Origin of the sequence: Roseovarius indicus, assembly GCF_008728195.1 — a bacterium.
Classification (GTDB): domain Bacteria; phylum Pseudomonadota; class Alphaproteobacteria; order Rhodobacterales; family Rhodobacteraceae; genus Roseovarius; species Roseovarius indicus.
In genome coordinates, this window is record NZ_CP031599.1 from 20,392 (window position 1) to 41,416 (window position 21,025).

26 protein-coding genes are annotated in these 21,025 nt (G+C 61.5%); 14 read left to right on the forward strand and 12 right to left on the reverse strand.

The genetic code is table 11. The features are described 5' to 3' along the window. The first annotated feature begins 34 nt into the window (after positions 1-34). The 4 genes from RIdsm_RS26375 to RIdsm_RS26390 all read left to right on the forward strand — a co-directional run bounded on the left by RIdsm_RS26375 (position 35) and on the right by RIdsm_RS26390 (position 2,140). Positions 35-421, forward strand: a complete 387-nt coding sequence (locus RIdsm_RS26375; RefSeq protein ID WP_037240036.1) for a DUF6878 family protein — start codon at positions 35-37, stop codon at positions 419-421. Between the two features lies 1 nt (position 422). Then, the gene (locus tag RIdsm_RS26380) at positions 423-884 is read left to right on the forward strand and encodes a DUF6915 family protein (protein ID WP_057822078.1); all 462 of its coding nucleotides are present in this window, start codon (positions 423-425) and stop codon (positions 882-884) included. Positions 885-984: 100 nt separating this feature from the next. Continuing rightward, the gene (locus RIdsm_RS26385; protein WP_057821973.1) at positions 985-1,287 is read left to right on the forward strand and encodes a hypothetical protein; all 303 of its coding nucleotides are present in this window, start codon (positions 985-987) and stop codon (positions 1,285-1,287) included. 124 nt (positions 1,288-1,411) lie between these two features. After that, positions 1,412-2,140 (forward strand): DUF736 family protein, encoded by a 729-nt coding sequence (locus RIdsm_RS26390; RefSeq protein ID WP_057821975.1) that lies wholly within the window; start codon positions 1,412-1,414, stop codon positions 2,138-2,140. Between the two features lie 252 nt (positions 2,141-2,392). Here the strand turns inward: RIdsm_RS26390 and RIdsm_RS26395 are convergent, their stop codons facing one another. The 8 genes from RIdsm_RS26395 to RIdsm_RS26425 are packed head-to-tail and all read right to left on the reverse strand — an operon-like array spanning position 2,393 to position 7,086. Beyond that, positions 2,393-2,719 carry a YnfA family protein gene (locus tag RIdsm_RS26395; protein ID WP_057821988.1) on the reverse strand — a complete coding sequence of 109 codons (327 nt, stop codon included), beginning with the start codon at positions 2,717-2,719 and terminating at the stop codon, positions 2,393-2,395. A 55-nt stretch (positions 2,720-2,774) separates the two neighbouring features. Continuing rightward, complete coding sequence (locus RIdsm_RS26400; protein WP_057821977.1) at positions 2,775-4,127, reverse strand: dihydrolipoyl dehydrogenase family protein; 1,353 nt, start codon at positions 4,125-4,127, stop codon at positions 2,775-2,777. A 22-nt stretch (positions 4,128-4,149) separates the two neighbouring features. Further along, entirely contained in the window at positions 4,150-5,580 is a 1,431-nt protein-coding gene (gene merA / locus RIdsm_RS26405) for a mercury(II) reductase (protein ID WP_057821979.1), read from the reverse strand. 1 nt (position 5,581) lies between these two features. After that, entirely contained in the window at positions 5,582-5,719 is a 138-nt protein-coding gene (locus RIdsm_RS30270; RefSeq protein WP_160325920.1) for a hypothetical protein, read from the reverse strand. Then, positions 5,716-6,102, reverse strand: a complete 387-nt coding sequence (gene merF / locus RIdsm_RS26410) for a mercury resistance system transport protein MerF (RefSeq protein WP_057821980.1) — start codon at positions 6,100-6,102, stop codon at positions 5,716-5,718. The genes RIdsm_RS30270 and merF overlap by 4 nt, the downstream gene beginning before the upstream one ends. Continuing rightward, positions 6,099-6,350 carry a hypothetical protein gene (locus tag RIdsm_RS26415; protein ID WP_072629817.1) on the reverse strand — a complete coding sequence of 84 codons (252 nt, stop codon included), beginning with the start codon at positions 6,348-6,350 and terminating at the stop codon, positions 6,099-6,101. The genes merF and RIdsm_RS26415 overlap by 4 nt, the downstream gene beginning before the upstream one ends. A 10-nt stretch (positions 6,351-6,360) precedes the next feature. Next, positions 6,361-6,663, reverse strand: coding sequence for a heavy-metal-associated domain-containing protein (locus RIdsm_RS26420; RefSeq protein ID WP_074940843.1), 303 nt, complete (start codon positions 6,661-6,663; stop codon positions 6,361-6,363). A 15-nt stretch (positions 6,664-6,678) separates the two neighbouring features. Then, a complete protein-coding gene (locus RIdsm_RS26425; protein ID WP_236553429.1) occupies positions 6,679-7,086 on the reverse strand; it encodes a mercuric transporter MerT family protein in 408 nt (135 codons plus the stop codon). A 76-nt stretch (positions 7,087-7,162) separates the two neighbouring features. On the opposite strand from RIdsm_RS26425, the gene RIdsm_RS26430 reads away from it, so the two are divergent. Beyond that, positions 7,163-7,576 carry a MerR family transcriptional regulator gene (locus tag RIdsm_RS26430; RefSeq protein WP_172796292.1) on the forward strand — a complete coding sequence of 138 codons (414 nt, stop codon included), beginning with the start codon at positions 7,163-7,165 and terminating at the stop codon, positions 7,574-7,576. A gap of 136 nt (positions 7,577-7,712) precedes the next feature. Here the strand turns inward: RIdsm_RS26430 and RIdsm_RS26435 are convergent, their stop codons facing one another. Both RIdsm_RS26435 and RIdsm_RS26440 read right to left on the reverse strand, forming a co-directional pair. Continuing rightward, positions 7,713-8,045: a hypothetical protein gene (locus RIdsm_RS26435; RefSeq protein ID WP_057821986.1), complete on the reverse strand. Its 333-nt coding sequence runs from the start codon at positions 8,043-8,045 to the stop codon at positions 7,713-7,715. Next, a complete protein-coding gene (locus RIdsm_RS26440; protein WP_047997774.1) occupies positions 8,045-8,320 on the reverse strand; it encodes a hypothetical protein in 276 nt (91 codons plus the stop codon). Before RIdsm_RS26440 ends, RIdsm_RS26435 begins: the two co-directional genes overlap by 1 nt. A 629-nt stretch (positions 8,321-8,949) precedes the next feature. Here RIdsm_RS26440 and RIdsm_RS26445 point away from each other — a divergent pair. The 5 genes from RIdsm_RS26445 to RIdsm_RS26470 all read left to right on the forward strand — a co-directional run bounded on the left by RIdsm_RS26445 (position 8,950) and on the right by RIdsm_RS26470 (position 16,106). Then, positions 8,950-9,879 carry a DUF2493 domain-containing protein gene (locus RIdsm_RS26445; protein WP_057822116.1) on the forward strand — a complete coding sequence of 310 codons (930 nt, stop codon included), beginning with the start codon at positions 8,950-8,952 and terminating at the stop codon, positions 9,877-9,879. A gap of 538 nt (positions 9,880-10,417) precedes the next feature. Beyond that, on the forward strand, positions 10,418-10,624 hold the full coding sequence (locus RIdsm_RS26455; protein WP_007120662.1) for a hypothetical protein: 207 nt from the start codon (positions 10,418-10,420) through the stop codon (positions 10,622-10,624). 562 nt (positions 10,625-11,186) lie between these two features. Then, positions 11,187-11,768, forward strand: coding sequence for a helix-turn-helix domain-containing protein (locus RIdsm_RS26460; protein WP_151175242.1), 582 nt, complete (start codon positions 11,187-11,189; stop codon positions 11,766-11,768). After that, on the forward strand, positions 11,755-14,088 hold the full coding sequence (locus RIdsm_RS26465; RefSeq protein WP_151175243.1) for a relaxase/mobilization nuclease domain-containing protein: 2,334 nt from the start codon (positions 11,755-11,757) through the stop codon (positions 14,086-14,088). Before RIdsm_RS26460 ends, RIdsm_RS26465 begins: the two co-directional genes overlap by 14 nt. Positions 14,089-14,096: 8 nt before the next feature. Further along, positions 14,097-16,106 (forward strand): type IV secretory system conjugative DNA transfer family protein, encoded by a 2,010-nt coding sequence (locus RIdsm_RS26470; RefSeq protein ID WP_057821895.1) that lies wholly within the window; start codon positions 14,097-14,099, stop codon positions 16,104-16,106. A gap of 155 nt (positions 16,107-16,261) precedes the next feature. Here RIdsm_RS26470 and RIdsm_RS26475 read toward each other — a convergent pair whose 3' ends face one another. Both RIdsm_RS26475 and RIdsm_RS26480 read right to left on the reverse strand, forming a co-directional pair. Beyond that, complete coding sequence (locus tag RIdsm_RS26475) at positions 16,262-16,768, reverse strand: PIN domain-containing protein (RefSeq protein WP_057821897.1); 507 nt, start codon at positions 16,766-16,768, stop codon at positions 16,262-16,264. Then, positions 16,765-17,886, reverse strand: a complete 1,122-nt coding sequence (locus RIdsm_RS26480; protein WP_057821899.1) for an XRE family transcriptional regulator — start codon at positions 17,884-17,886, stop codon at positions 16,765-16,767. Before RIdsm_RS26480 ends, RIdsm_RS26475 begins: the two co-directional genes overlap by 4 nt. A 66-nt stretch (positions 17,887-17,952) precedes the next feature. Between RIdsm_RS26480 and RIdsm_RS26485 the strand changes: the two genes are divergently transcribed. Genes RIdsm_RS26485 through RIdsm_RS30970 form a run of 4 tightly spaced genes read left to right on the forward strand, consistent with a single transcriptional unit; the run spans position 17,953 to position 20,898 of the window. Then, positions 17,953-18,177 carry a DUF2188 domain-containing protein gene (locus RIdsm_RS26485; protein ID WP_009815559.1) on the forward strand — a complete coding sequence of 75 codons (225 nt, stop codon included), beginning with the start codon at positions 17,953-17,955 and terminating at the stop codon, positions 18,175-18,177. Positions 18,178-18,191: 14 nt separating this feature from the next. Then, entirely contained in the window at positions 18,192-19,229 is a 1,038-nt protein-coding gene (locus RIdsm_RS26490; RefSeq protein ID WP_057821901.1) for a CBASS cGAMP-activated phospholipase, read from the forward strand. Then, positions 19,226-20,425: a nucleotidyltransferase domain-containing protein gene (locus tag RIdsm_RS26495; protein ID WP_057821903.1), complete on the forward strand. Its 1,200-nt coding sequence runs from the start codon at positions 19,226-19,228 to the stop codon at positions 20,423-20,425. The genes RIdsm_RS26490 and RIdsm_RS26495 overlap by 4 nt, the downstream gene beginning before the upstream one ends. Next, the gene (locus RIdsm_RS30970; RefSeq protein ID WP_057821908.1) at positions 20,425-20,898 is read left to right on the forward strand and encodes a type II CBASS E2 protein; all 474 of its coding nucleotides are present in this window, start codon (positions 20,425-20,427) and stop codon (positions 20,896-20,898) included. The genes RIdsm_RS26495 and RIdsm_RS30970 overlap by 1 nt, the downstream gene beginning before the upstream one ends. Positions 20,899-21,025: the final 127 nt, after the last annotated feature.

Below are 21,025 nucleotides of genomic sequence, written 5' to 3' on the forward strand. Positions count from 1 at the left end.
CCGGCCCCCCAAATTCAGACAAGAGGACAGACCCATGACCAATCCCCAGATCGACTATGCCGCAATGGCGGCTCAGTGGCGTGCAGAGCGCGAAACCACATTGAAGGCATCCCGAACGGAGCTGCTCGCGCAACTACGTGCGCTTGGCATCAGCGAGGTCACTGCCGAATACGAAGGCTATGGCGACTCCGGCAATGTCGAGGATGTGACGGTGCAGCCCGCAGAGGTCCAACTGCCGGAGGCGCTTGCCACAGAGGTTGGCGACTTCGCCTGGTCGCTCGCCTATCACCATCACCCGGGGTTCGAAAACAACGAGGGCGGCTACGGCACGCTGACCTGGGACATAGCACTAGACAGCATTATCCTCGATCACGCGGACCGCTATGTCGAATGCTCGCACAGCTATGACGAGGGGCTTTGAGATGGCCCATCCGCTTCATCATGCTGAAAGCTCTGCCCGGAAATTCGGCGGGGTGCCGTCTGACTATCAGGCCGTGCACGATTGGTTTGACGCCTCGAAAGAGCACCTAGCGCTCTTCACGCACCGAGCCATGCGCCACCACGCTCAAGGCCTGTTCGAGGCCGAACGGGTTTTCGGCCTGACCCTGACCAATAGCGCGGGTCGGGACATTCCCGTGCGCTGGATTGGCGAGCAGCATATCCGTGAAGACTGCCAGGGCCGCATTCCGAGCATGGCGGACTGGCTGCGACGGATCCAGCCTGAGCCATGGATGGCCAACGGCCACATCGACCGGCATTCTGGCGATGAGCCCAGCGGCGACCCAAGGGTTGCCTGGGCCTCCGAGGTCGCCGCCGGAAGAACGGTTCTTGGCCTGAAGGATTGGATGGCGGCGCGCGCGATGCAAGCGGCGCAGAGTGCCTGACAGGACCCGGCTTTTTGCCAATTGAATACCGCACGGAAGCCCGGTTGGAAGATCGGGCTTCTTGAGTCGTTTCCCCACCATTCTACTTGAGGAGGATCACATGACACTCAACGATATCAAGGCGGCCGTCGATGCCGGCCACACCGTGCACTGGGCCAATACCGGCTACGTTGTCCACAAGGACCGGCTCGGTCAGTACCTCATCACCTATGTGCCGAACGGTAGCTGCATCGGCCTGACCGACCGGGGCGGGCACCGGTTGAACGGAAAAGAAACGGAGTTCTTCGTCGCGCAACCGAAGGACGCCGCAGAAAATCCGGGCAGCCAATCAAGACCAGACGGGCAGGGGAGGGGCGCAGCACCCGGAGGCGCGGTTGCACACCCACTTGGAGGGCGGCCCTGACCCGTGGGCGGGGCTGAAAGGAAAGCAGGCTTTCTGATTTGTGATCCCTCAAGGGGTCGAGAAAGCAATCCCGGAGGCGCTGGCAAGGACGTCAGGCACCGGCCAATCCAAAAGGAACCATCCCATGTTCGCAGGAACCCTCACCCGCAATGTCGAGACCGCAGCCGCTCAGTACACCGGCATGATCCACGGGACGCGCTTTGACATCGCCATCCAGTTGGAGGCGCGGGCCAAGATGTCCGAACGCAGCCCGGATTTTGACGTGACGGCAGTCAACAAATCAGGCCGCAAGGTGCGCATCGGCACGGCCTGGAACGAGACCGGCAATACCAGCGGCAACCCCTACATCTCGATGCAGATCGATGTCGGCCTCGGCCCGTTCCGGGTCAACGCGGTGCAGACGAAAGAGGCGCGTGCGGCCCAAAGCGGCGCGTTCGAGATCATCCCGCTGGTCTCGAACGGCCTGATGAAATCCGGCTCGATCTCGGGCGAGCTCACCGCCATGGACGCCGACAACGCCTTCACCGGCTACATCGCCAACATGATGTTCGATCTGGAGTTCATGCTGATCGAGAACAGCTACAAATCCGAGGAGACCCACCCGGATTACCGGATCGAGGTCAGCTCGCCCCGGGGCACACCGATCCGCGTCGGCTCGGCGTGGATGGCCCAAAGCAGCCGCACGGGCAATGACTACCTGTCACTGCTGATCAACACGCCCGATGGCGACCTGCGCGTCAACGCCGTGCAGAACGAAGAGCAGCGCGGCGGGCAGACCTTCTCGATCATCCCGTTCATCGACAGCGGTGAGCAGCCGCAGGACGCGGGCGCGGGGCTCTCCTTGGTCGCCTAATCGGCGCGCGAGGGGGAGACGATCTGAACCCAAAGGGGAACCGTGGGATCACGGTTCCCCTTTTTCTGTACTGGTGTGGTTGAATGGACCTGGCTTACATTGCAGCCGTTCGTGTTGCCCGCAGCTAATGCAACCGTAGAGCCGAAGTTACCGAATGCTGCGTAAAGGATGTATGGCTGCTTTCGAGGGCGATAGAAAACCTGCTTGATCGCTGCCACGAGCGGAAGGAAAGCAGCGGAGAGTTACCGCCTCTCAAATACTGCGCGGTGCCCAGAGAATAATACCCGCACCGACAAGGCAAATGACCGCTCCAACTACATCCCATTGATCTGGGCGATGGCCTTCCATACCCCATAGCCACAGCAGGGACGATACGATGTAAACGCCACCGTAGACTGCATAGGCGCGGCCCGCTTGATCGGCGGGGCTGAGCGCCAGTAGCCAGGCGAAAGCGGCAAGGGACAGCATGCCCGGTGCCAACCAAAACACGCTCTTGTCCAGCCGGAACCACGCCCAGAAAGCAAAGCATCCGGCAATTTCGGCCAGCGCAGCGGCGAAGTAGATAAGAACCGTCTTCATCGGGCCAGACATTCGTTCCGAGGAGGATCGGGTCTATTGCGAAAAATTTTCAAATTCAAAGAAGCGACCCCAAATCTGATCCAACACTTGGATAGGCCGCCGTCATCGACTTAAGCTGCTTGGCCGCCAGGCCCAGCTTGATTGCCAGCCCGAAGAAATTGATCAGTTCGCCGTATTCCGGGCCGAACAGGTGCGCGCCGAGGATCTTGCCGTTCGACCTGTCCACGAGGATCTTCGCGGCGGCGGAGGTCTCGCCGATCCTGTAGTTCGAGTACCAACCGCTCGTGTCGGTGAACCGGACATCTACGTCATGCCCGGCGTCCCTTGCCTCACTTTCCAACATGCCGACACGCGCCACTTCCGGAACGGTGAAGACGGCCGTCGGAATGCCCGCATAATCCGGTGTGGTCTGTGCGTCTTTGAGCATGTTGGAGGCTGCGACCTTCCCTTCGATCACGGCGACCGGCGTCAGCGGCATGCCATCGGTGTCGGCGGAATCTCCGGCGGCAAAGACCGTGCTGTTTGTCGTGCTTTGTAGATGGGGGGCTACAACGATGCCCTTGTCGCTGTAGTCAACCTTGGCGGTCTCCAGACTCAGGTCGGCAAGGGCAGCTACGCGGCCCGCGCCATGCACGACCAGATCGGTTTCGATTGTCCGGGTCTGATCGCCTGACTTCACCTCGACAGTGAATGCTCCGTTGGTTTCCGCGACGGAGACGATTTTGGTCTCGCGCATCAGGACCACGCCGATACCGGTGCCGCGTTCGATCAGCATTTCGACCAGATCTGGATCGAAGCCGCGTAAGGGCCGGGCGCCACGATCCACGATGATCGGGTTGGCTCCGGCCCGTGCGGCGATATGCGCAAACTCGAAGGACACGAAGCCGCCGCCGATAAAAAGAATCCGTTTGGGAAGGGCCTCAAGATTGAGGAAATCCGTGCTGTCGATCACGAGATCGGCCCCTGTGAAGTTCAGCGGCCTGGGCATGGCACCGGCGGCCACGAGGAACCGTTCCGACTGATATGCCGTTCCATCGACCTCCAGCGTGTTGTCTCCCGTGAAGCGGGCAGCTCCATGCAGGGTTTCGACGCCGTTGCCCGACAGGCCCTTTTCCATCTTGTCCGGCACGGGATCGGTGAAGCCACGCTTGTGTGCCATCAGATCGGCCCAGTTGATCGACAGATCACCGGGATCGATCCCCTTGCCCTGCATGAGCCGTGCCGCGTCCATGATTTCCGCACCGCGCCGCAGGATTTTCTTTGGATCGCAGCCGCGCAATGCGCAGGTGCCGCCGTAGGGCAGCGCATCGACAATGGCCACACGCCATCCTGCTGCGCCACACTTGTTCGCCGCGGCCACGCCTGCCATGCCAGCCCCGATGACGATCAGGTCGCAGTCTTCGCTCATTCTCCGGTCCTTGTCCTGATCTTCATCCGGCGCAGCAGCTCAACTTTGCCACGTCCATATCGAAGGTTTGCGCCGCCAGCTTCAACCCTTCTACCGTTGTCAGATAGGGGAAGATCGTCTCGCCAAGTGCCTTTGTGGTCATGCCAAACTTCAGCGCCATGACGAGGGTCTGGATCGTATCGGACCCCTCGGGCGCAATGATCTGGCCACCAAGCAGCCGGTCGGTCTTTCTGTCCGCCACCAGCTTGATCAATCCGCGCGTATCGCGTGCGGCCAGCGCGCGCGGCACTTGATCGAGCGGCACGATGGACGTCTTGACGTCGAAGCCCGCGTCCCGCGCCTGGGCTTCACTGAAACCGACGCCCGCGACCTGCGGGTCGGAAAACACCACCCACGGCATCGCGGCGTTGTCGTAACGATTGTCCTCCCCAAGCACTGCGTTTTTGACGGCGAGCTTTGCACCGTAGGCCGCCATATAGACGAACTGGTCGCGGTCGGTCACATCGCCCGCAGCGTAGATGCCGGGCGCCGATGTTTGCATATCCTCACCGACGACGATGGACCCACGTGCGTCTGTTTCAACGCCGATTGCGTCCAGGCCCATATCTTCGGTATTTGCCCGCCTGCCAGCGGTCGAAACAAGATGATCCGCCGTCACTTCGACAGGCTTTCCGTCCTGGATCACGCGCAACGTCACGCCCGCAACGTCGCGGCGCACTGTGTCGTAGCTTAATCCGGTCAGAAGGGTGATGCCTTCGGCCTCGAACGCCTCCGCCAGCGCCTCCGAGACCTCTGGTTCCGCGCCGGGCAACAGATGCGAACGGGCGACAAGCGTGACCTTCACGCCCATGCGGCTCATCATCTGGGCCAGCTCCGCGCCGATGTAGCCCGCGCCGATGAAGATCAGGCTTCGCGGCAGCACTTCGAGTTCCAGAAGACTGGTGCTGTCGAGCGCGCCGATTTTCTCGATCCCGTCGATGGTCGGCAGAACCGGACGCCCGCCCGTGGCGATGATGGTCTTGGGCGCAGTCAGGGTGCGCTCACCGACTGTGACGCCACCTTCGATCAGCCGCGCGGGACCGGCGTCGATATAATCGACACGCTCGTATTCCGGCAGAAGGTCCGCGTATTTCTTTTGGCGCAAGGCCGTGACCAGATCGTCCTTGGATTGAACGAGCGTCTGCCAATCATCCACTTGTGCCTGCCCCGACAGACCGGGGAACCGTTCGGCAGCTTTCGCACCGTGCACGGCCTCTGCCGCACGGATCATCGTTTTGGAGGGCACACATCCCACGTTGACGCAGGTTCCGCCGATGGTGCCATGTCCCACGAGGGCGACGCGCTTTCCGGCATCCGCGCCGGTAATTGCGGCGGAGAACCCCGCCGATCCGGCCCCAAGAACGATCAGGTCATAGCCGCCCTGTTCATCGTCGTTTTTGTTCAGGTCTTTCATCTCAGCGCGCCTCACCATACTCGGGGTCTTTTGGTCTGGCGGCGAACAGATATATGACCGCGCCGATGGCGATCAGCGGTGTGAGCATGCCGAGAAGACCGAAGAACATACCGGTGGCGGTGCAACATCCCATCATCATGAGAGCGTTCCTTTCTTTTGCGCACGGTTCACGAGAACCGCGTAGAGTGCCGTGGCGGCGAAAACGCCGATTGTGATCCGTATCGCGAACCTGAACTCGAGGAGAATGATCAGGATCGACAGAGCTGCCGCGAGGCCGGTGGCCCAGAGTTTCGGGGCCGGTCCCGGTTTGCCAGCGCGCAGCCAAAGGGCCTGTGCCACCACGGCGAGGCTGAAAAACAGCAGCGGGAACAGGGCGTAATCGAGCCAGCCCGTGAGGGCCGACAATCCGACGCCAGCGACGATGACGACCAGAAGCGGCGTGAAGCAGCAGAGCGCGGCGAAGAGCGCACCGCCAAGCCCCCATTTCAGCAGACGGTCGGAATTTTCAGGTGTGTCAGTCAAGGAGCCGTCTTTCTCTGTGATGGGTCGGGGCCGGAGGCGCGTTTCATTTGCGAACGACGCAGTGCGCGGACGATCAGGTAGGTCAGACCCGCCAAAACCAGCACGGCAATGCCACTCATTCCAGAGAGCCAAGCCCCAACGCCGCCGAACAACGCTGCAAGCACGGCAGTTCCGCCGCCGCAGCAGACGACCACGACCGGAGCTGCTATCCCGAAGGCCAGCAGGCCACCCATCAGATTGTCACGCATTGAAGACGGCTCAGGAGGCTGTGTCGGGCAGCACCTGCGCCGGATAGCCATTGGCCGTCACCGCGCCGATGATGCTTTCGATGGAAGTTTCGGCGTCATCGTAGGTCACGCTGTAAACACCCTGCCCGTATTCGGGGCCGTCCTCGAATGCGGCGATCTCGACCGACGGAACACCGCGCATCGAGCTGGCGACGATGAATGAACAGGACGGGCATGTCAGTTCGCTGACGGCGACCTCGACCTGGCGCTCTTCAGCGAGGGCCGGAGTCGAGAGTGCGGCGATGGTCAGGGCGGATAGCAGAAGATGCTTCATGGTCATTGTCCTCGTTCAGAATTTCAGGATGAAGGGGGTGATGTAGGGAAAGATCATGGCGACAGCGACAATCGCGGAAGCGGCCCAGAGGGTTGCGCGCATGATGCGGCGGTCGATGGGGCGGGCGCAGGTGCCATCGGCACAGGCCTCGGCATCTACAGGCTTGTAAGCCTTGTAGAAGCCGTATCCCAAAAACGCGGCGCTCAGCGCGAAGGTGTACCATTTGTAGGCATAGAGCGCCCCGAGCTGCGCGATGAACACGCCTGTCACGCCAAAGCTGACCAGCACCAATGGAAGGATGCAGCAAGAAGTCATCGCCAGCGCACCGAGGACGCCGAGGCCGGTCACGCCCCATCCCCTGGTGGTTTCGTCACCAATTTTCTGCGACCGAGATTGCGGAAGTTCCGCCAAATTTTGTTCCATCGAATCTTCCTTGAACAGATATTTCCACCGTTCTAGGGTCTGTAGTTGATACAGGCTCAAGGGGTTTTTTTGCGAAATGAGTAACACAAGCGTGAGATCAATTCGGCGGGGTGATTTGGCACGAGCGACGGGCTGCAACCTGGAAACCATTCGCTACTACGAGAAAATCGGGATCATGCCGGACCCGCCGCGCAGTACGAAGGGTTACCGAAGCTACGACAATGCCCACGTCAAGCGGCTGAAATTCGTCATGCGGTCCCGCGATCTAGGCTTTTCTCTCGAAGAGGTTCGCGGGCTGCTTGGGCTGGTCGATGACCGATCCCGGACATGCGCCGATGTGCAGTTGATCGCTGAAGATCATCTGACAGACGTTCAGGCCAAGATTGCCGATCTGCAGCGTATCGAGCGCGTCCTGTCGGACACTGTTGCGCGATGCACCGGTGATGCTGCCCCAGAATGCGCGGTGATCGATGCGTTGCTTGATGCTTAGTCCAGCTTGAAGAAGGGGGGCAACGGACCTTCTTGAATGGCGTAGCGAAAGCCCGAAAAGCCCTACATGTTTCCTATTCAAGTCGAGCGCAGCGAAGGTCCCGTTTCGGACTTTAATGTTGAGGTTGGCTCCAATATTAGTCCGCGAATACCCGTCTTGCTGACGCCAGCTTTATCCAATCTCTGCCTCCAAAGGCGGCGAGTGCAAGATAGATGACCTCAGTATCCATGTCCGGTTTGAATACGATGGTCAGTCGGTGACTGGTGCCGCCGTGGCGCACGAGCCATCTATCCAGTTTGCCGTTCAGCCTGACACCTGAATTTGGATTTGAGGCAATCGCTTCTAAGAGCGTGTCTACTTCATCCAGGCGACGGCTCGCGGCTGCAACGTCACCGTCGGTCACCTCGATAATATGATTAACGATACCGATAAGGTCACGTTCGAAGAACGGATGCCTGATAAATCGCATCAGGTCTTTTTGGCCATCGCGGCAAGATGGGCCCGTGCGCCTTTAGTGACGTCGGCGGCATCGCCGACGGGTTCCCATTGATCGAGAGGCAGAGACAGACGGCGCTCCAATTCTGCTTCGAGCAGAGACCGTTCACGATCTCGCTCTGCCTTGGCCTTCGCCAATTCACCCGAAACCGCTGCACTCATATTGGGGTACTCGCCAGCTTCGACCAGTTCCCTTGCGAAGGTGTAGGCGGTGTCGGTGAAACTGACAGATTGCTTTTGAACGCTCATTGCGGGCTCCTTGGTGCTCCAACAGACTACCGAATTTTGCCGCTTCTGGCAAGCAGGTCAGGCCGACCGAGCGAAATGCGTCAACAGCCTTGCGGCCTCCCCAGCTCGGCTTCGCGTGTCGCAGGGGAGAACGGCCCTTCGGTCCGTCGCGCATTCGGCCATGCGGCCTCACCGCGGCGTCGCACCCGGCATCCCGGTTTGCCCGCCTCGCGAGCACGTCCCTCCCCGGCCGCTCCGCCGGATTGCGCTCTGGTCTGTTTTGGCCCGATGCCAAAACGATCCCGCCGCTCCATCCGTCTCCCGCGTCCGGTCGGGCCGTTTGCCTGCTCGGGTCGGGCAAACCTACCGTCAAAACACACACACATGAGTGCGGAAGCATATCCTCCGGATGGCCCCCAAATCAGCCCGCGTCAAGGATCGCAAAACTTTTCGGCGAGGGCGGCGCCAGTGGTGCAGGGCGGTCCCGTGCGTGAGCGCGCGCATGTGTCGGGTGCCGCGCGCGGAAAACTTTTGCGCCCGGCAAGCCGGCGGCTGCGCCGTCCCTGACCCGGGCAGATTCGGAAACCAGGCATTCGGCCATGCCCCCACACTCACGTGGTGGCCTTGGAACCGAACACTGGAGACCAGACATGGCTTACGACACTGCGAACACCTATGAGACCATCGAGCTTTTCGGACTGACCGAGAGGGACGCGCAGCTGCCGATCCCCGAGGATCACATCCTGACCGACCACATCATCCGCGAGAGCTTCGAGGCTTTGCTCGGGCAGCTGCGCGGAACCGGGCTTGAAGCGGAAATCGAACCGCTAGCCCATGGGCTCGCGACGATCCTGCAGCGCCGCAAGGTGGCGCTCGGCAAGGAGGTCGACCGCACCGCCGACAAGATCGGCGCGCTGGCAAAATCCCACGACGGATCGGAGATCGCCGAGACCGCGCTCGAAGAGGCGCAGGCGCGCTTTGTGCAGCTGCGGGAGATTGTCGGCGCCATCGAGGTGATGAGCGAGGCGGCGGCGGAATGCTACGAGATCGAGACCGGTCACGCCTTCATCCCGGCAGCCGGGTCGCGCGCAAGCGTCCGGGCGCAAGAGACCGGGGCGGTCTTCGAGGCACGGCAGCTCCTGGAGCAGCACGACCGCGAGACTGCCGTGAAATCGAAAGTCGAGGGGGTTCCCCTGATCGTCTCAGGCGCCACCGACTGGACCGATGTCGATGTGATCTTCAACACGCTCGACAAGGTTCGCGAACGAATCAAGCAGAACCGCAATCAGGAGATTTTCCTCTGCCACAAGGGTGGCAAGCACGGGGCGGAGATGATTGCGGCTCGGTGGGCCCGGGCACGCGGGGTCGCACAAGCGCGCTTTGATCCGCGCTGGTCCGCGCACGGGCGGGCAGCACCGTTCAAGTGCAACGACGAAATGCTGGACGATAAATTCGCGGCGACGGGGGTTGTACTCTTCGGCGGTAACGGCGTCGCGCTGAACCTCGGGCAGAAGGCGGAAGCGAAAGGCCTGACGGTCATGCGGGTTGCTGACCCGGCGAAGAAGACTGCGCAGGATTGAAGAGAGGGGGTCGCGCTTGGCGCGGCCCTTTCGTCATGTCTCATGGCGCGTGCGGTCGGTCACGCGTGATCGGCAGTCTGTGGCAGCCAGCACCGTCATCCCTCTACCCGGTCCGTCAGAGTGCGGCCCATCCGCATCGGTGCGGGCTGGGGATTGTGCGCACCTCACGCACATCGTCAGCAGCGCAAGACGCGAGGGGTCGAGACGTCCCACTTGAGGCTGAAGACTTGCGCGTCCCTCGGGTGGTGTTTCGGAACATCGCATCCACGCGGGCGGGCTCCGTCAGCACCCCGGCCAGGCTCGGCGGGACGCGGACGCGGATGATGGCGGCTGCGTGATGGCAAGGGTCATCCGGATCACTCCTTTTTGCTCATAGATGTGGATCGCACGGGGTCGGCCCAATCGTGCCCTGCGCTTCGCTCCGGCAAGCACAAATACGGCTTCCACGGCGGGGCCGTGGACCCTCCGCATTTGCGCTTGCGACCGTGCCTCTTGCCCCCGTGCCGGGTGATCCCCATCGCAACAAGGAGAGACCCAAATGACCAACCACTACGTCGCCACCGTCCCCGTCAAGTTCACCGACACCGATGGCCAGGAGCGCACCCGTTTTCAGCGCGTGGGTGCGATGTTCCGCAACACCCGCAACGGGGACGGCTCGGAGTTCTTCAGCCTCAAGCTCGACTTTCCCGTCGCGGTCTCGGAGCTGGTGATGTTCCCGCCGAGCGCGAAAGATCCCCAGGACTAAATCCTCTGTCGAGGATGGGCCGCCCCGGGACGATCTTGGGGCGGCCCGATCCCTGTTCCAGGGATGCCGTCATCGGCGCGGGTGATCGCCGACAGCGACCTCCTCTTGGTGCCGGTAGCCGCGAGCTCAAAGGACGATCGCCGCTCGGAATGAGCAGGCCGCGACAGGGCGGCCAGTCAGCCTCAAGGGGGCCATCCACAAAACCTATCGGCCGGGGCCTCCCGGTTTTTGCGGCAGAGATTTGGGGACCCAAATCTGGCCCTCCTTGACCCTGCCTGTCCGCCCTGTCGGTGGGGTTTGCGCCCGCCCGCGGTTCCGTCCGAACACGTGGCGTTCGGCCAGACCCTCGGGCGGGGCTGGCGGACGGGACCCCTAGGCCAGGTGGGTTGCCCGGTGGTGAGGGCGGCAGAGCCGCGTCCCTGCGGGCCGCGGCGTGAAGCGGACACCAAGGCTGCCTGAGCCTGAATGCAACGTAAGTATATAATTGACAGATTGGTATATTATCGTAAGGTATAGGCAGCCTTGGTGGAAGGTGGCAGGAAATAGGGGGTCTTTCTTCCGCATGTCCCGAACAAAACGCCTGACAGAGATCGAGAAGATGCAGATCGTCCGCGAGGCCGCGGAGGGTGTGTCGACTTCCGAGCTGGCTGCGAGGTTCGGGGTTACATCGCGCGCCGTGCGCTACGTCTTGAAAGCCGATGCCGAGCGCCAGACGGATGCCGCAATTCCGGTCTCAGCGGTCAGTGTGAAGGTCACGGCTGCGGAGCTTGCGGCGCTCGACGAGGTGCTGGCCGAGGCCGGGATCGAGAGCCGTGCCGAAGGGCTTAGGCGGCTCATTCAGGCGGCAGGCGGGGTGTTCGTTCCGGACGCGCAGATGGCAGCTGAGATGGCGCGCTACCGCGCCTCGCTGCACGAGGTCGGTAATGGGGTCGCGCAGATCGCCAAGCAGATGTTGGCGGCCAATCGGGCGGGGGAGGGAGCAGACCTTCCGTTCTCCGAATTGCGCCTTGCCCAGATACGCGGGCTGGCGCGGTTCATCCTGGATTCCGCTGACGAGATCGATCTGCTTCTGCGCCGCCGTCGGGACGCCATGCAACTGCAGGCCACGGCCGCGCTGAGGGAGTTTGCCCATGCGGCTGAATGATGCGGTTGATGCCGTTACCGGCGAGGTCTTCCGGGACGGCTGGAGCCGCATCCGGGGCTCGATGCAGGGGCTGCATGTCGCCAAGCAGACCCAGCTTACGCGCGCGGCAGCAGGGCATCGGCCGGCGGTCTTCAAGGCGATCCGGGGCGGGGGTACGCATACCAAATCACAGCTCGCAAACCAGCTCGATTACCTTACCACCAAGTCCACCCATATCGTGGACAGTAGCGGGTTCCTGGATGGCAAGTCCAAGCTCGAAGCGGGTGACATCAAGGACCTGACCGAGCGCTTTGCCAAGCGGTGGGATGCGGGCTTCAAACCCAAGCTCGGGCAGACCACCCATATGCTCATGTCCTTCCCCATCGGCACGCGGGGCGAGGACGTGCGCGACATCGCGACGGATGTGGCCGAGCGGTTCTTCCAGACTGATGAGGGGCATTTCGATTACATCATCGCGGTGCATGAGGACCGCGATCACCCGCATGCGCATCTGGTGCTGAACCGCCGCTCGCAGGAAGGCGAGTTCTTCTTCCTCGGCCGCAATCACCGCTTCAACTATGACGACTTCCGCCTCGCCATGGTCGAGGAAGCGGAAAAGTATGGCGTGCGCCTGGAGGCCACACGGCGTGTCGATCGCGGGGTCGTGCATTACCCGGCCCGAACCAGCGAAGTTTATGCGGCGAAAGAAGAGGGTCGCGCGCCCCGCGAGCGGGAACGTGTGGGGACCGACTTGACCCGGACGCTGGCGGAGATCGCCAACACCAGAACCGTCTACCATTCGCTTGCCGCAGAGGCCTCCCGGGAGGCCCGCGAGGATATTGCCGCAGCCCTCTTTCGCGCGGGCGAGGTGCTGGCGCGCGGCGGGCAGGTGGACCGAACAGGAGATGTGTATATGGCCGAGGATCAAAGCTTCGAGGATCTGAGAAGCCTCTATGCGGAGAAGCTCGCGCGGGTGCAGGGCATGATCGCCGAGAAGTTTGACGCGGAACGTCCCGTGCTGGAAAAACGTCTCATCGAGATCCAGACGCAGGTCCAGCACATGCAGCCTCTCGGTTTGCGATCATCCACGCTGTCAGAGACCCCCTCGGAGGGCGGGATCTATTCCGAAGCCAACATCGACGCCAGCCAGCGCGAGCGACTGGCCGAGCCCGACCTGAGATCGCGCATTGACGTAGCACTACGGGGCACGGGCATCAGCACATCGGAAGTGGTGGCCCGGATCGAGATCGGCGCCTCGAGCGCCGCGCTGGAGCATCAATGGATCGCCAATGATCTCTCCAAAGTGGCCGAGACGCGCGATCTGAACCTCGAACGCCGCGCCGATCTGGAACAGGCGCGCGACGTCCTGAATGACGTGCATGTGGAACTTGGCACGCTCTTGGAGCGTGAGAACGTACTGCGCCGGGATGGCGTCATGGAAGCGGAACCGGTCAGCGAGGGGTTCCATTATCATGAGGGCGCGGTGCGGGCGATGGAAGGGACAATCCGTCAGGAGATGCGCGCAGAGGGCCTGACAGCGCAGCAGGTGGAGGACCAGGACTGGGAGGTTGTCTCAAAGGCGGAGCGCCGGATCGAGACGGAGCAGCGCGCATATCTCGAGGCACACCCGGATCTGCTCGCACGTCCCGGCGATGTGATCGACCGGTCTGAGCCCTACAGGGAAACCATCACCGATGCGGCCCGCGCCAGCGAGATCACCCGCGAGGTCGACCGGATCATGGAGGGACGCGACGTCCGCACGCCCGTTGCAGATGCTGTCACGGATGACTTACGAGCGCGCTATCCGGACATGCCGTCCCACCTCGCCCGCGGGCTCGGCGCGACCTATGCGGCCGTCGTCGAGATACGCGACACGGAGGTCATCAATCAGGTCCGCCGCGAAACCGAGATGCGCGAGGGGCTTGGGGTTGCCGCGCGCGACGACATCCTCGCGGCCCGCGATGAAACTGCGCCGCAGTCTGACCGTGCCGACCGCCTCGCAGACGAGATTGCGCGTGTTCTGGACCATGAGCGGGCGGGGGAGTTGTCCGCGCCCTTTGAGACCGAGGCGGAGCGGGACGCCTTCCGTGGCGAGATCGCGCGGGTGCTGGACGACCGTCAACTTGAGCGGCTCACATCCGGTGATGCCGATGCGCTGGAAAAAGTTCTCGAGGACCGCCTCGACCGGCTCTATGTCGCCAAGGTCTATCTGCAATCCGATGCCGCGACGGCCAACACGGAGGCCTTGCGCCAGGTGGTCGATGATCTTGCCGACACCGAATACGAAAAACACCGCGCGACAGACGTGGATGGCGAGACCGAACGGGGTCAGGTCCATTGAGCGCCTCCATGGGAAAAGCGCGGATCGCCACAGGGGTCTTTCTGGTGACGCTGGTGACCGGGGCCATGGGCTATACCATCGCCTCGGCGGTGCTGACCTATCAGGATCTCGGCTTCGGGGCAGAGATCGACTTTGCCTACATCGCGCAGAACTATCTGGCGATCCTCGATCGCCGCCCCGAGGACGCGCAACTTATTCACCTGATCATCGGCAGCTTCGCCGCCGCCGGCCTGATGCTGAGCCTCGCCCTCTCGGGGTCCGCTCTGACACGCTTTGGCCAGACCCATTGGCAGACCGCGCGCGAGATGAAGGCCAATGGCTTCTTCGGGGCGCCCGGGACCGGGTTCATCCTCGGCAAGTTGGGGCCGCCGGGCTCCCGCGCCAACTACATTTGCTCGAAGGTCTTCCCGCATGCGCTGATCGTGGCGCCCACGGGCCGCGGCAAGACCACGGGCTTTGTTATTCCGAACCTGCTGACCTGGCAAGGCTCCGCCGTGACGCTCGATGTAAAGGGCGAGTGCTTCGAGGCCACGGCCCGGCACCGCGCAGCCCAAGGCGACAAGGTCTATCGCTTTGCCCCCACCGATTGGGAGGGCAAGCGCACGCATCGCTACAACCCGCTCTTGCGCATCTATCAACTGAAAGATCCCGCGCGCCAGCAGATGGAACTGCAGCTCCTGGCGACGCTGTTCCTGCAGAGCGATAATGACCGGGTGCAGGGCCTCCTCAAGGGCGGGATCGATCTCTTCGTGGCGGCTGGGCTGCTGGCCTTCCAGCGCAAGCGCCCGACCTTGGGCGAGATCTATCGCATCGCGGCCTCGGGCGGGAACAAGCAGAAGGAGTATTTCGCGCGGGGCCACGAAGTCGACAACCGGGCGGCCAAACTGATCTTCACGCGGCTGGCCTCGACCAACAACGATACGCTGACTTCCTATGTCTCGCTCCTGATGACCTCGGGACTGGATCAATGGCAGAACCCGGCCATCGATGAAGCGACGGCGGTCTCGGATTTTGATTTCCGCACGATCCGAAAGAAGCCCTTTTCGGTCTATCTCGTCGTCCAGCCGCTGATGGTGAAGCCGCTGGCGCCGCTGATCCGGCTCTTCTTCTCCGATCTCCTCTCCGCCATGCAGGAAAAGGACCCGGGACCGGATGAGCCCTGGCCCGTAATGATCATGCTCGACGAGTTCAATCGCTTGGGCAAGATGCCGATCGTGGTCGAGAGCATCGAGACCCTGCGGACCTATCGCGGCCATTTGGCGGTGGTCACGCAAACCATCCCCGCCCTCGATGAGATCTATGGTGAGAACACCCGTCGCGCGCTGCAGGGCAATGCCGGTGTGAAGCTCTATCTGACACCTTCAGATGAAAAAACCGTCGAAGAGCTGAGCAAGGCTGTCGGTAAGACCACGAAAACCGTCGTCACGCGCTCCCAGTCCATCGGCAAGAATCCCTTTGAAGGACGCAGCCAATCCACACGGACCGAAGAAAGCTCTTTGTTGCCCGAAGATGAGGCGCGTCGCCTGCCGCTCGATGAAATTGTCATGGTGATTGATGCGCAAATGCCGGTCCGTGCAAAGCGGATCCAATATTTTGATGATCGGCTGTTCAAGGCGATCCATGCGGCGCAGACGGGCGAGCTGCCGTTTCCGGAGCCGGGGGGAGGTGGGTCGCAGGGCAATCTGCCGCTGAGTGTGCGCGCGATGCCGATGACGCCGCCTTCGACGGGTGGAGGACACGGATCTGAAACTGACGTAGTTGTGGAGAGCGCACGCCAAGTTGCAGCCGGTCAACCGTCAGCGCAAACCGACGGCGTTCCAAAGAAGACCGCGCCTGTCGTTCAAGCCGTTATCGCCGAAGAACAACGGCAGATGGAGATGGATTTTGGCAGAAAGGTAGGGGATGCCGAGACCGTGGGCGTCGTTGATGAGTCGCAAATGCGTTCTGCTGTCGATGGCTTGGATCAAATGGAAGCGATGCTGCGAGAGGACGGTGGTCAAAAGCTGGTTGCTCGATAGGGTGGCCGACATGGCGACCTGCGCGTAGCTTCCGTAACGCTGAATGTCACAAACGATGCTTTTTGACGCCGAAAAAAGGGGCTGGTCTGCATGACCGTTCGATCTTTCGCTCGGAACGTCATGGGCAGGGTCCAGCCATCTCCACCTTGTTCAGATTATGCCCCGAGACGGCGCAGCCGCTTGTCGATCTCGGCGGGGGGTAGGAAGACCGCCTCATCCGCCCGCCAGATTTGCAGGGCGGAGACAAGAAGCCCGACATCGCAGGCTTCGGCGGCGTGCAGCTCGTCGATGATCCAGAGGACGCCATGAACGCGCACCGCGCGAGCGGTGGCGACCTTGCGTAGAAGGTTGTCGCCGGTCAGGAGGATGCCGTTTTCCTGGCAGGTTGTCGTCACGAGGGCGAAGCAATCATTGGCCGACAGGCGGCTATGTTCCCGCTTTAAAGCGAAAACCCGCGCGACTTCTTCGCCCGGCAGATCGTAGGTGGCGAGGCCACCGTCTTCGAGCATCCGCCATTCCTGCGCCGTGAAATGGAGCAGCTCCTCCTCACGGATCGGCAGGGGCACGATGAAGCGATAGGGCAGCCGCAGCAGGACGTGCAGCAACTCTCCCTTCTTCAAGTCGATCAGACAGGACGCATCATTGACGACAACACAGGTCACTGGTCACGAGGCCCCCTGATGTCGCGTTCGACAACGCTCAAGGGGAGCCCAAGCATTTGCGCCGCCCGCACGGGAGAAATCATCTCCTCGCCGAGCGCGCGCCAGACGAGGCGCTCGAAGCGCTGCGGCTTCTCGAAGGCCGCGAAGCCCTCGCCTGGACCGATAGGCTCCGGCTCCTCGCGCCGCCAGCTTCGCGCATAGGTCTTGAACGCATATTCCACAGCACTCTTCGACAGGATGTCCACTTGGCCGAGCCGCACGAGCATCGCGGCGGCGGAGACGCCATAGGTGCGCTTGAGCCGCATGATCTCTATCCAGGTCATGCCGTGACGGTTTCGGCCAGCTTCCTCTTCCAGATGCTCACGTGGAATGAGGAACGCCCCCGCGAAGCGGTGCATCGAGGGTTCCTTTTTCAGCGCGGCATTGCCGGTTTCGGTGATGATCCGGTGTGCGAGTTCGTGGGCGAGGTTGAAGCGCTTGCGTTCGACATTGGTGTGCCGCGAGACGACGATCACCTCAGTCGGTGCGCCCTCCGCCCGTTCGACATGACAGGCCAGTCCGTTGATGCGTTCCGGGAGATCGGCCTCGATGACCTTGAGTCCCTTGTCTTCGAGCAGGGCGGTCATACTCGGGATCGGGTCGATCCCAAGCTGCCACTCGCGCCGCACGTCCCGCGCCTTGGCGTCGATGGCCTCTTCATCGGCCACCATGTCCACGCGCAGCGCGGCGAAGGGGTCTTCAGCGGGGTGCATATCGAGGATGTCCTCGATGGCGAGATAGTCTTCGAGCTTCTCGATGACGATGGATTCCGCCATCGCGCGATCCTGCGCCGAGGCGGTCGAGTTCTTTCGCCACTCGACGCTTTCCAGAGCTTCGACCTGACCGCCGAGCAGGAAGTCCAGTGACACGCCGAGCGCCTTGCCGAGGCCGACCAGCACCGACGAGGACGGCATCATCTTGTCCGCCTCATATTTGCTGATGGCCTGTGCCGACACGTTTGGGGTTACGCGCTCCGCGAGCGCTTGCATGGATAGACCCGCCCGCTTGCGGGCAAGTCGCAGTCTTTGTCCGAACATGATCCTCTCCCGGCGGTTATTGTTGTGGTTGATAAGCGCCATTTCTTACTGTATATTTAAACACAAGGTTGTCGCATCGTCAACCGAAATCGACACGTGAGGCTTGAAATGTCTAAGAAAAATCAGCATGTTGTGCCGCATGAAAGCGGTTGGGCAGTGAAAGGGGCGGGTAACTCCCGCGCGTCTTCCGTCCACGGCACGCAGCGCGAGGCCATCACGGCCGCGCGGGAATCCGCCATTCGTCAGGGCAGCGAGATGCTGATCCACGGCGAGAATGGTCGCATCCGCGAGCGTAACACCTATGGCAAGGACCCGTATCCGCCGAAAGGCTGAAGGGCATAAGCGGAATGGATGTCAGGATGAGCAACAGTGGGAACAACAGGCAGATACGTCGCATCCTCTCCATCGACGGGGGCGGGATTAAGGGCACGATGCCCGCTGCATTCCTCGCGGGGCTCGAGGAAGATCTGGGCCAGCCCATTGGTCGCTATTTCGATCTCATCGCGGGCACATCGACGGGTGGCATTATCGCGCTTGGCCTTGGCCTCGGCCGCACGGCAAAGGAACTGCTCGAGCTTTACGAGCGTCGCGGGCCTGTCATCTTCGGTCAGGACAATGCGGATGATGAACCGCTGGGGAGGATACGGCAGGCATGGCGCACCCTCACCGCCACAGGTCGGCACGTAGTCGGTCCAAAGCACGATGCGGCAATTCTTGCCCGTGAACTCAAGGCCGTTCTCAACAACGATCTGATCGGGCAATCACAGACCCGGTTGGTGATCCCGGCGTGGGATGCCGATCTCCGCAGCCCTTATATCTACAAGACTGCGCATCACACACGCCTGCAAACCGATTATCGCAAGACTGCGCTGGATGCCGCCCTGGCTACGGCAGCGGCACCTACGTATTTCAAGCGACATCGCACTGCTGATGATATTGGCCTAACCGATGGCGGGACATGGGCCAACAATCCCACAGCCATTGCCGTCGTCGAAGCCATCACTCTTCTGGGGTGGCATCCGTCAGACCTGCGCATTCTAAGCCTGGGGTGTCTGGACGAAGTCTACATGCTGCCCGAAAGCCCAGGGTTTGCCGGACTCGGCCTCAAAGTCCTCAACCTTTACGCGGATGGGCAATCACATGGCGCCCTCGGCATGGCAAAACTTCTGACGGGACACCCTTACGATGGGGATCGCATCTACCGCATTTCGCCGTCTGTCCCGAGCGGGTTTTTTACCTTGGATGACACCACGAAGATCGGCCGCCTCAAGGGCCTCGGTATGTCAGAAGCCCGAAAAGCAAAGCCCCACCTGACCCCGATCTTTTTCACCCAGCCTACCGACGCCTTCGTGCCGGTCTATCAACTCAAGGAGAAAGCGGCATGAATCAGATGTTGCGACAGCCGCTGACCGACAGTGATATTCGGCGGCGCACGCAGATATTCACCATCCTGGACGAGATAGGCGAGGATCTGGACCTCACCGAAACCCAGTTTGATCGTGCGCGCCAGAGCTATGGTGCCGTCGGAGACTGGCTGTCCGGTTCAACTGATCCCCTACTCGTCAGTGTTCTGGTCTATCTCCAAGGGTCCAGTGCGCTTGGAACGGCCGTGAAGCCAATCGGGCGGCGGGAATTCGATGTCGATCTGATCTGCTTTTGTGCAGGTATCGCGTCCGGCATCTCACCCGCGACCCTGAAGGCGGCGGTTGGAAACCGGCTCAAGGAACACGCCACCTATGCGCGCCTTCTCGAAGAAAAAAAGCGTTGTTGGCGTCTCAACTATGCGGGGGACTTCCACCTCGACCTATCCCCGACGATAGCAAACCCGGTCTGCGGCAACCGGGGCGAATTGGTGCCCGACCGGGCTCTGAAGGAATGGCATCCGACAAACCCGCGGGCCTACAAGACCCTGTTCGATGAGCGCGCCGCACTCCGGCCTACCTTTGTGGGCAAGTTTATCGCCATGCAGCGGGACGAGGCGACGGTGGAGCCGTTCCCCGTCCGAGAAGCAGTGAAAGGCATCCTGCGCCGCATCGTGCAATTGCTCAAACGGCACCGCGACGTTTTTTATCAGAACAACACGCAAGACGTGGCCCCGATTTCCGTTATCATTACCACCCTTGCGATGCAGTCCTATGCCTATTGCGTGCGCAATCACGTCTTCCATGACGAAATGGATCTGTTGGTCGAAACGATCCGGATGATGCCGCACTTCATCGACCGCCCCATTCTGGACGGACGGCGGGGCTATGCCATCCTGAACGAGACAACCAACGGGGAAAACTTCGCCGACAATTGGAACAAGGATGAACGCCGGGCACCAGCGTTCTATGCGTGGCACGCACAAGCTCTGTCCGACTTTGAAGTCCTTCGCGATGCTGTTGGTCAGGACCGTGTGTCATTGAACATGGAGCGTTCGTTCGGTTCCGGTGTCACCGGACGGGTTCTCGGCAACCGCGTCAATGCGGTGTCGGATGGTCGCAAATCGGGTCTGCTTTCTGTCGCACCTGTGGTCGGGCTGACGACATCGAAGGTCGCAGCATCAACGACCGTGCCCACAAATACGTTCTTCGGTGATTGATGATAGGACGAGGCGGGCAATACGACCTGACCCTGTCGCAGCAGCTGCTGTTCCTGAAGGCAAGCCCGGCTATCAGTGGTGTGGGGCAGGTCCGCGCAAACAAATTGACATGGCAAGAGCCAATACGACCGACCGCCTTGGCGCGCTCCTACCTTGCCACTATCACGTTTCAGCCGGGTCAAACGCCCGGTGTTCAGATAGACGACCCGGATCTGGAGTTGTTGGCGGCAGGGCGTCCTTTGCCTCACGTCTACAGAGATCCGCTGCGCCTTTGTCTTTATCTTCCAGGTGCCAGGGAATGGGACGCACGGAAGCGGATCGACCAAACCATCATTCCGTGGACTTACCTTTGGCTCTATTATTTCGAAGATTGGCTTTGGTCAGACGACTGGAAAGGTGAAGGGCAACACCCCGGCGAAGAGCCTGAGCCAGTTGGCAATCGGGCGATGCGCAGGGCCGTGGCACGGTGCTAAAATTGTCGATTCCGCCTTTGGCAGAAACGGTCGATATCGGTGAAAAACTCCATCGAACTTAAAGCTGGCCCCAGAAAGTACACAAGCGTTTTGCTATTGAGCTTTTTTGCCCCAGCTACCGCCCTGT

What these genes read in the sequence shown, in the direction of transcription:
- RIdsm_RS26375 (WP_037240036.1), top strand. Translation starts at nt 35, where the DNA reads ATGACCAATCCCCAGATCGACTATGCCGCAATGGCGGCTCAGTGGCGT.
- merA (WP_057821979.1), bottom strand. Translation starts at nt 5,580, where the DNA reads ATGAAAGACCTGAACAAAAACGACGATGAACAGGGCGGCTATGACCTG.
- RIdsm_RS26415 (WP_072629817.1), bottom strand. Translation starts at nt 6,350, where the DNA reads ATGCGTGACAATCTGATGGGTGGCCTGCTGGCCTTCGGGATAGCAGCT.
- RIdsm_RS26440 (WP_047997774.1), bottom strand. Translation starts at nt 8,320, where the DNA reads ATGAGCGTTCAAAAGCAATCTGTCAGTTTCACCGACACCGCCTACACC.
- RIdsm_RS30270 (WP_160325920.1), bottom strand. Translation starts at nt 5,719, where the DNA reads ATGATGATGGGATGTTGCACCGCCACCGGTATGTTCTTCGGTCTTCTC.
- RIdsm_RS26395 (WP_057821988.1), bottom strand. Translation starts at nt 2,719, where the DNA reads ATGAAGACGGTTCTTATCTACTTCGCCGCTGCGCTGGCCGAAATTGCC.
- RIdsm_RS26455 (WP_007120662.1), top strand. Translation starts at nt 10,418, where the DNA reads ATGACCAACCACTACGTCGCCACCGTCCCCGTCAAGTTCACCGACACC.
- RIdsm_RS26470 (WP_057821895.1), top strand. Translation starts at nt 14,097, where the DNA reads ATGGGAAAAGCGCGGATCGCCACAGGGGTCTTTCTGGTGACGCTGGTG.
- RIdsm_RS26490 (WP_057821901.1), top strand. Translation starts at nt 18,192, where the DNA reads ATGGATGTCAGGATGAGCAACAGTGGGAACAACAGGCAGATACGTCGC.
- RIdsm_RS26495 (WP_057821903.1), top strand. Translation starts at nt 19,226, where the DNA reads ATGAATCAGATGTTGCGACAGCCGCTGACCGACAGTGATATTCGGCGG.
- RIdsm_RS26480 (WP_057821899.1), bottom strand. Translation starts at nt 17,886, where the DNA reads ATGGCGCTTATCAACCACAACAATAACCGCCGGGAGAGGATCATGTTC.
- RIdsm_RS26460 (WP_151175242.1), top strand. Translation starts at nt 11,187, where the DNA reads ATGTCCCGAACAAAACGCCTGACAGAGATCGAGAAGATGCAGATCGTC.
- RIdsm_RS26400 (WP_057821977.1), bottom strand. Translation starts at nt 4,127, where the DNA reads ATGAGCGAAGACTGCGACCTGATCGTCATCGGGGCTGGCATGGCAGGC.
- RIdsm_RS26425 (WP_236553429.1), bottom strand. Translation starts at nt 7,086, where the DNA reads ATGGAACAAAATTTGGCGGAACTTCCGCAATCTCGGTCGCAGAAAATT.
- RIdsm_RS30970 (WP_057821908.1), top strand. Translation starts at nt 20,425, where the DNA reads ATGATAGGACGAGGCGGGCAATACGACCTGACCCTGTCGCAGCAGCTG.
- RIdsm_RS26435 (WP_057821986.1), bottom strand. Translation starts at nt 8,045, where the DNA reads ATGCGATTTATCAGGCATCCGTTCTTCGAACGTGACCTTATCGGTATC.
- RIdsm_RS26465 (WP_151175243.1), top strand. Translation starts at nt 11,755, where the DNA reads ATGCGGCTGAATGATGCGGTTGATGCCGTTACCGGCGAGGTCTTCCGG.
- RIdsm_RS26385 (WP_057821973.1), top strand. Translation starts at nt 985, where the DNA reads ATGACACTCAACGATATCAAGGCGGCCGTCGATGCCGGCCACACCGTG.
- RIdsm_RS26380 (WP_057822078.1), top strand. Translation starts at nt 423, where the DNA reads ATGGCCCATCCGCTTCATCATGCTGAAAGCTCTGCCCGGAAATTCGGC.
- RIdsm_RS26485 (WP_009815559.1), top strand. Translation starts at nt 17,953, where the DNA reads ATGTCTAAGAAAAATCAGCATGTTGTGCCGCATGAAAGCGGTTGGGCA.
- RIdsm_RS26445 (WP_057822116.1), top strand. Translation starts at nt 8,950, where the DNA reads ATGGCTTACGACACTGCGAACACCTATGAGACCATCGAGCTTTTCGGA.
- RIdsm_RS26430 (WP_172796292.1), top strand. Translation starts at nt 7,163, where the DNA reads ATGAGTAACACAAGCGTGAGATCAATTCGGCGGGGTGATTTGGCACGA.
- RIdsm_RS26390 (WP_057821975.1), top strand. Translation starts at nt 1,412, where the DNA reads ATGTTCGCAGGAACCCTCACCCGCAATGTCGAGACCGCAGCCGCTCAG.
- RIdsm_RS26420 (WP_074940843.1), bottom strand. Translation starts at nt 6,663, where the DNA reads ATGAAGCATCTTCTGCTATCCGCCCTGACCATCGCCGCACTCTCGACT.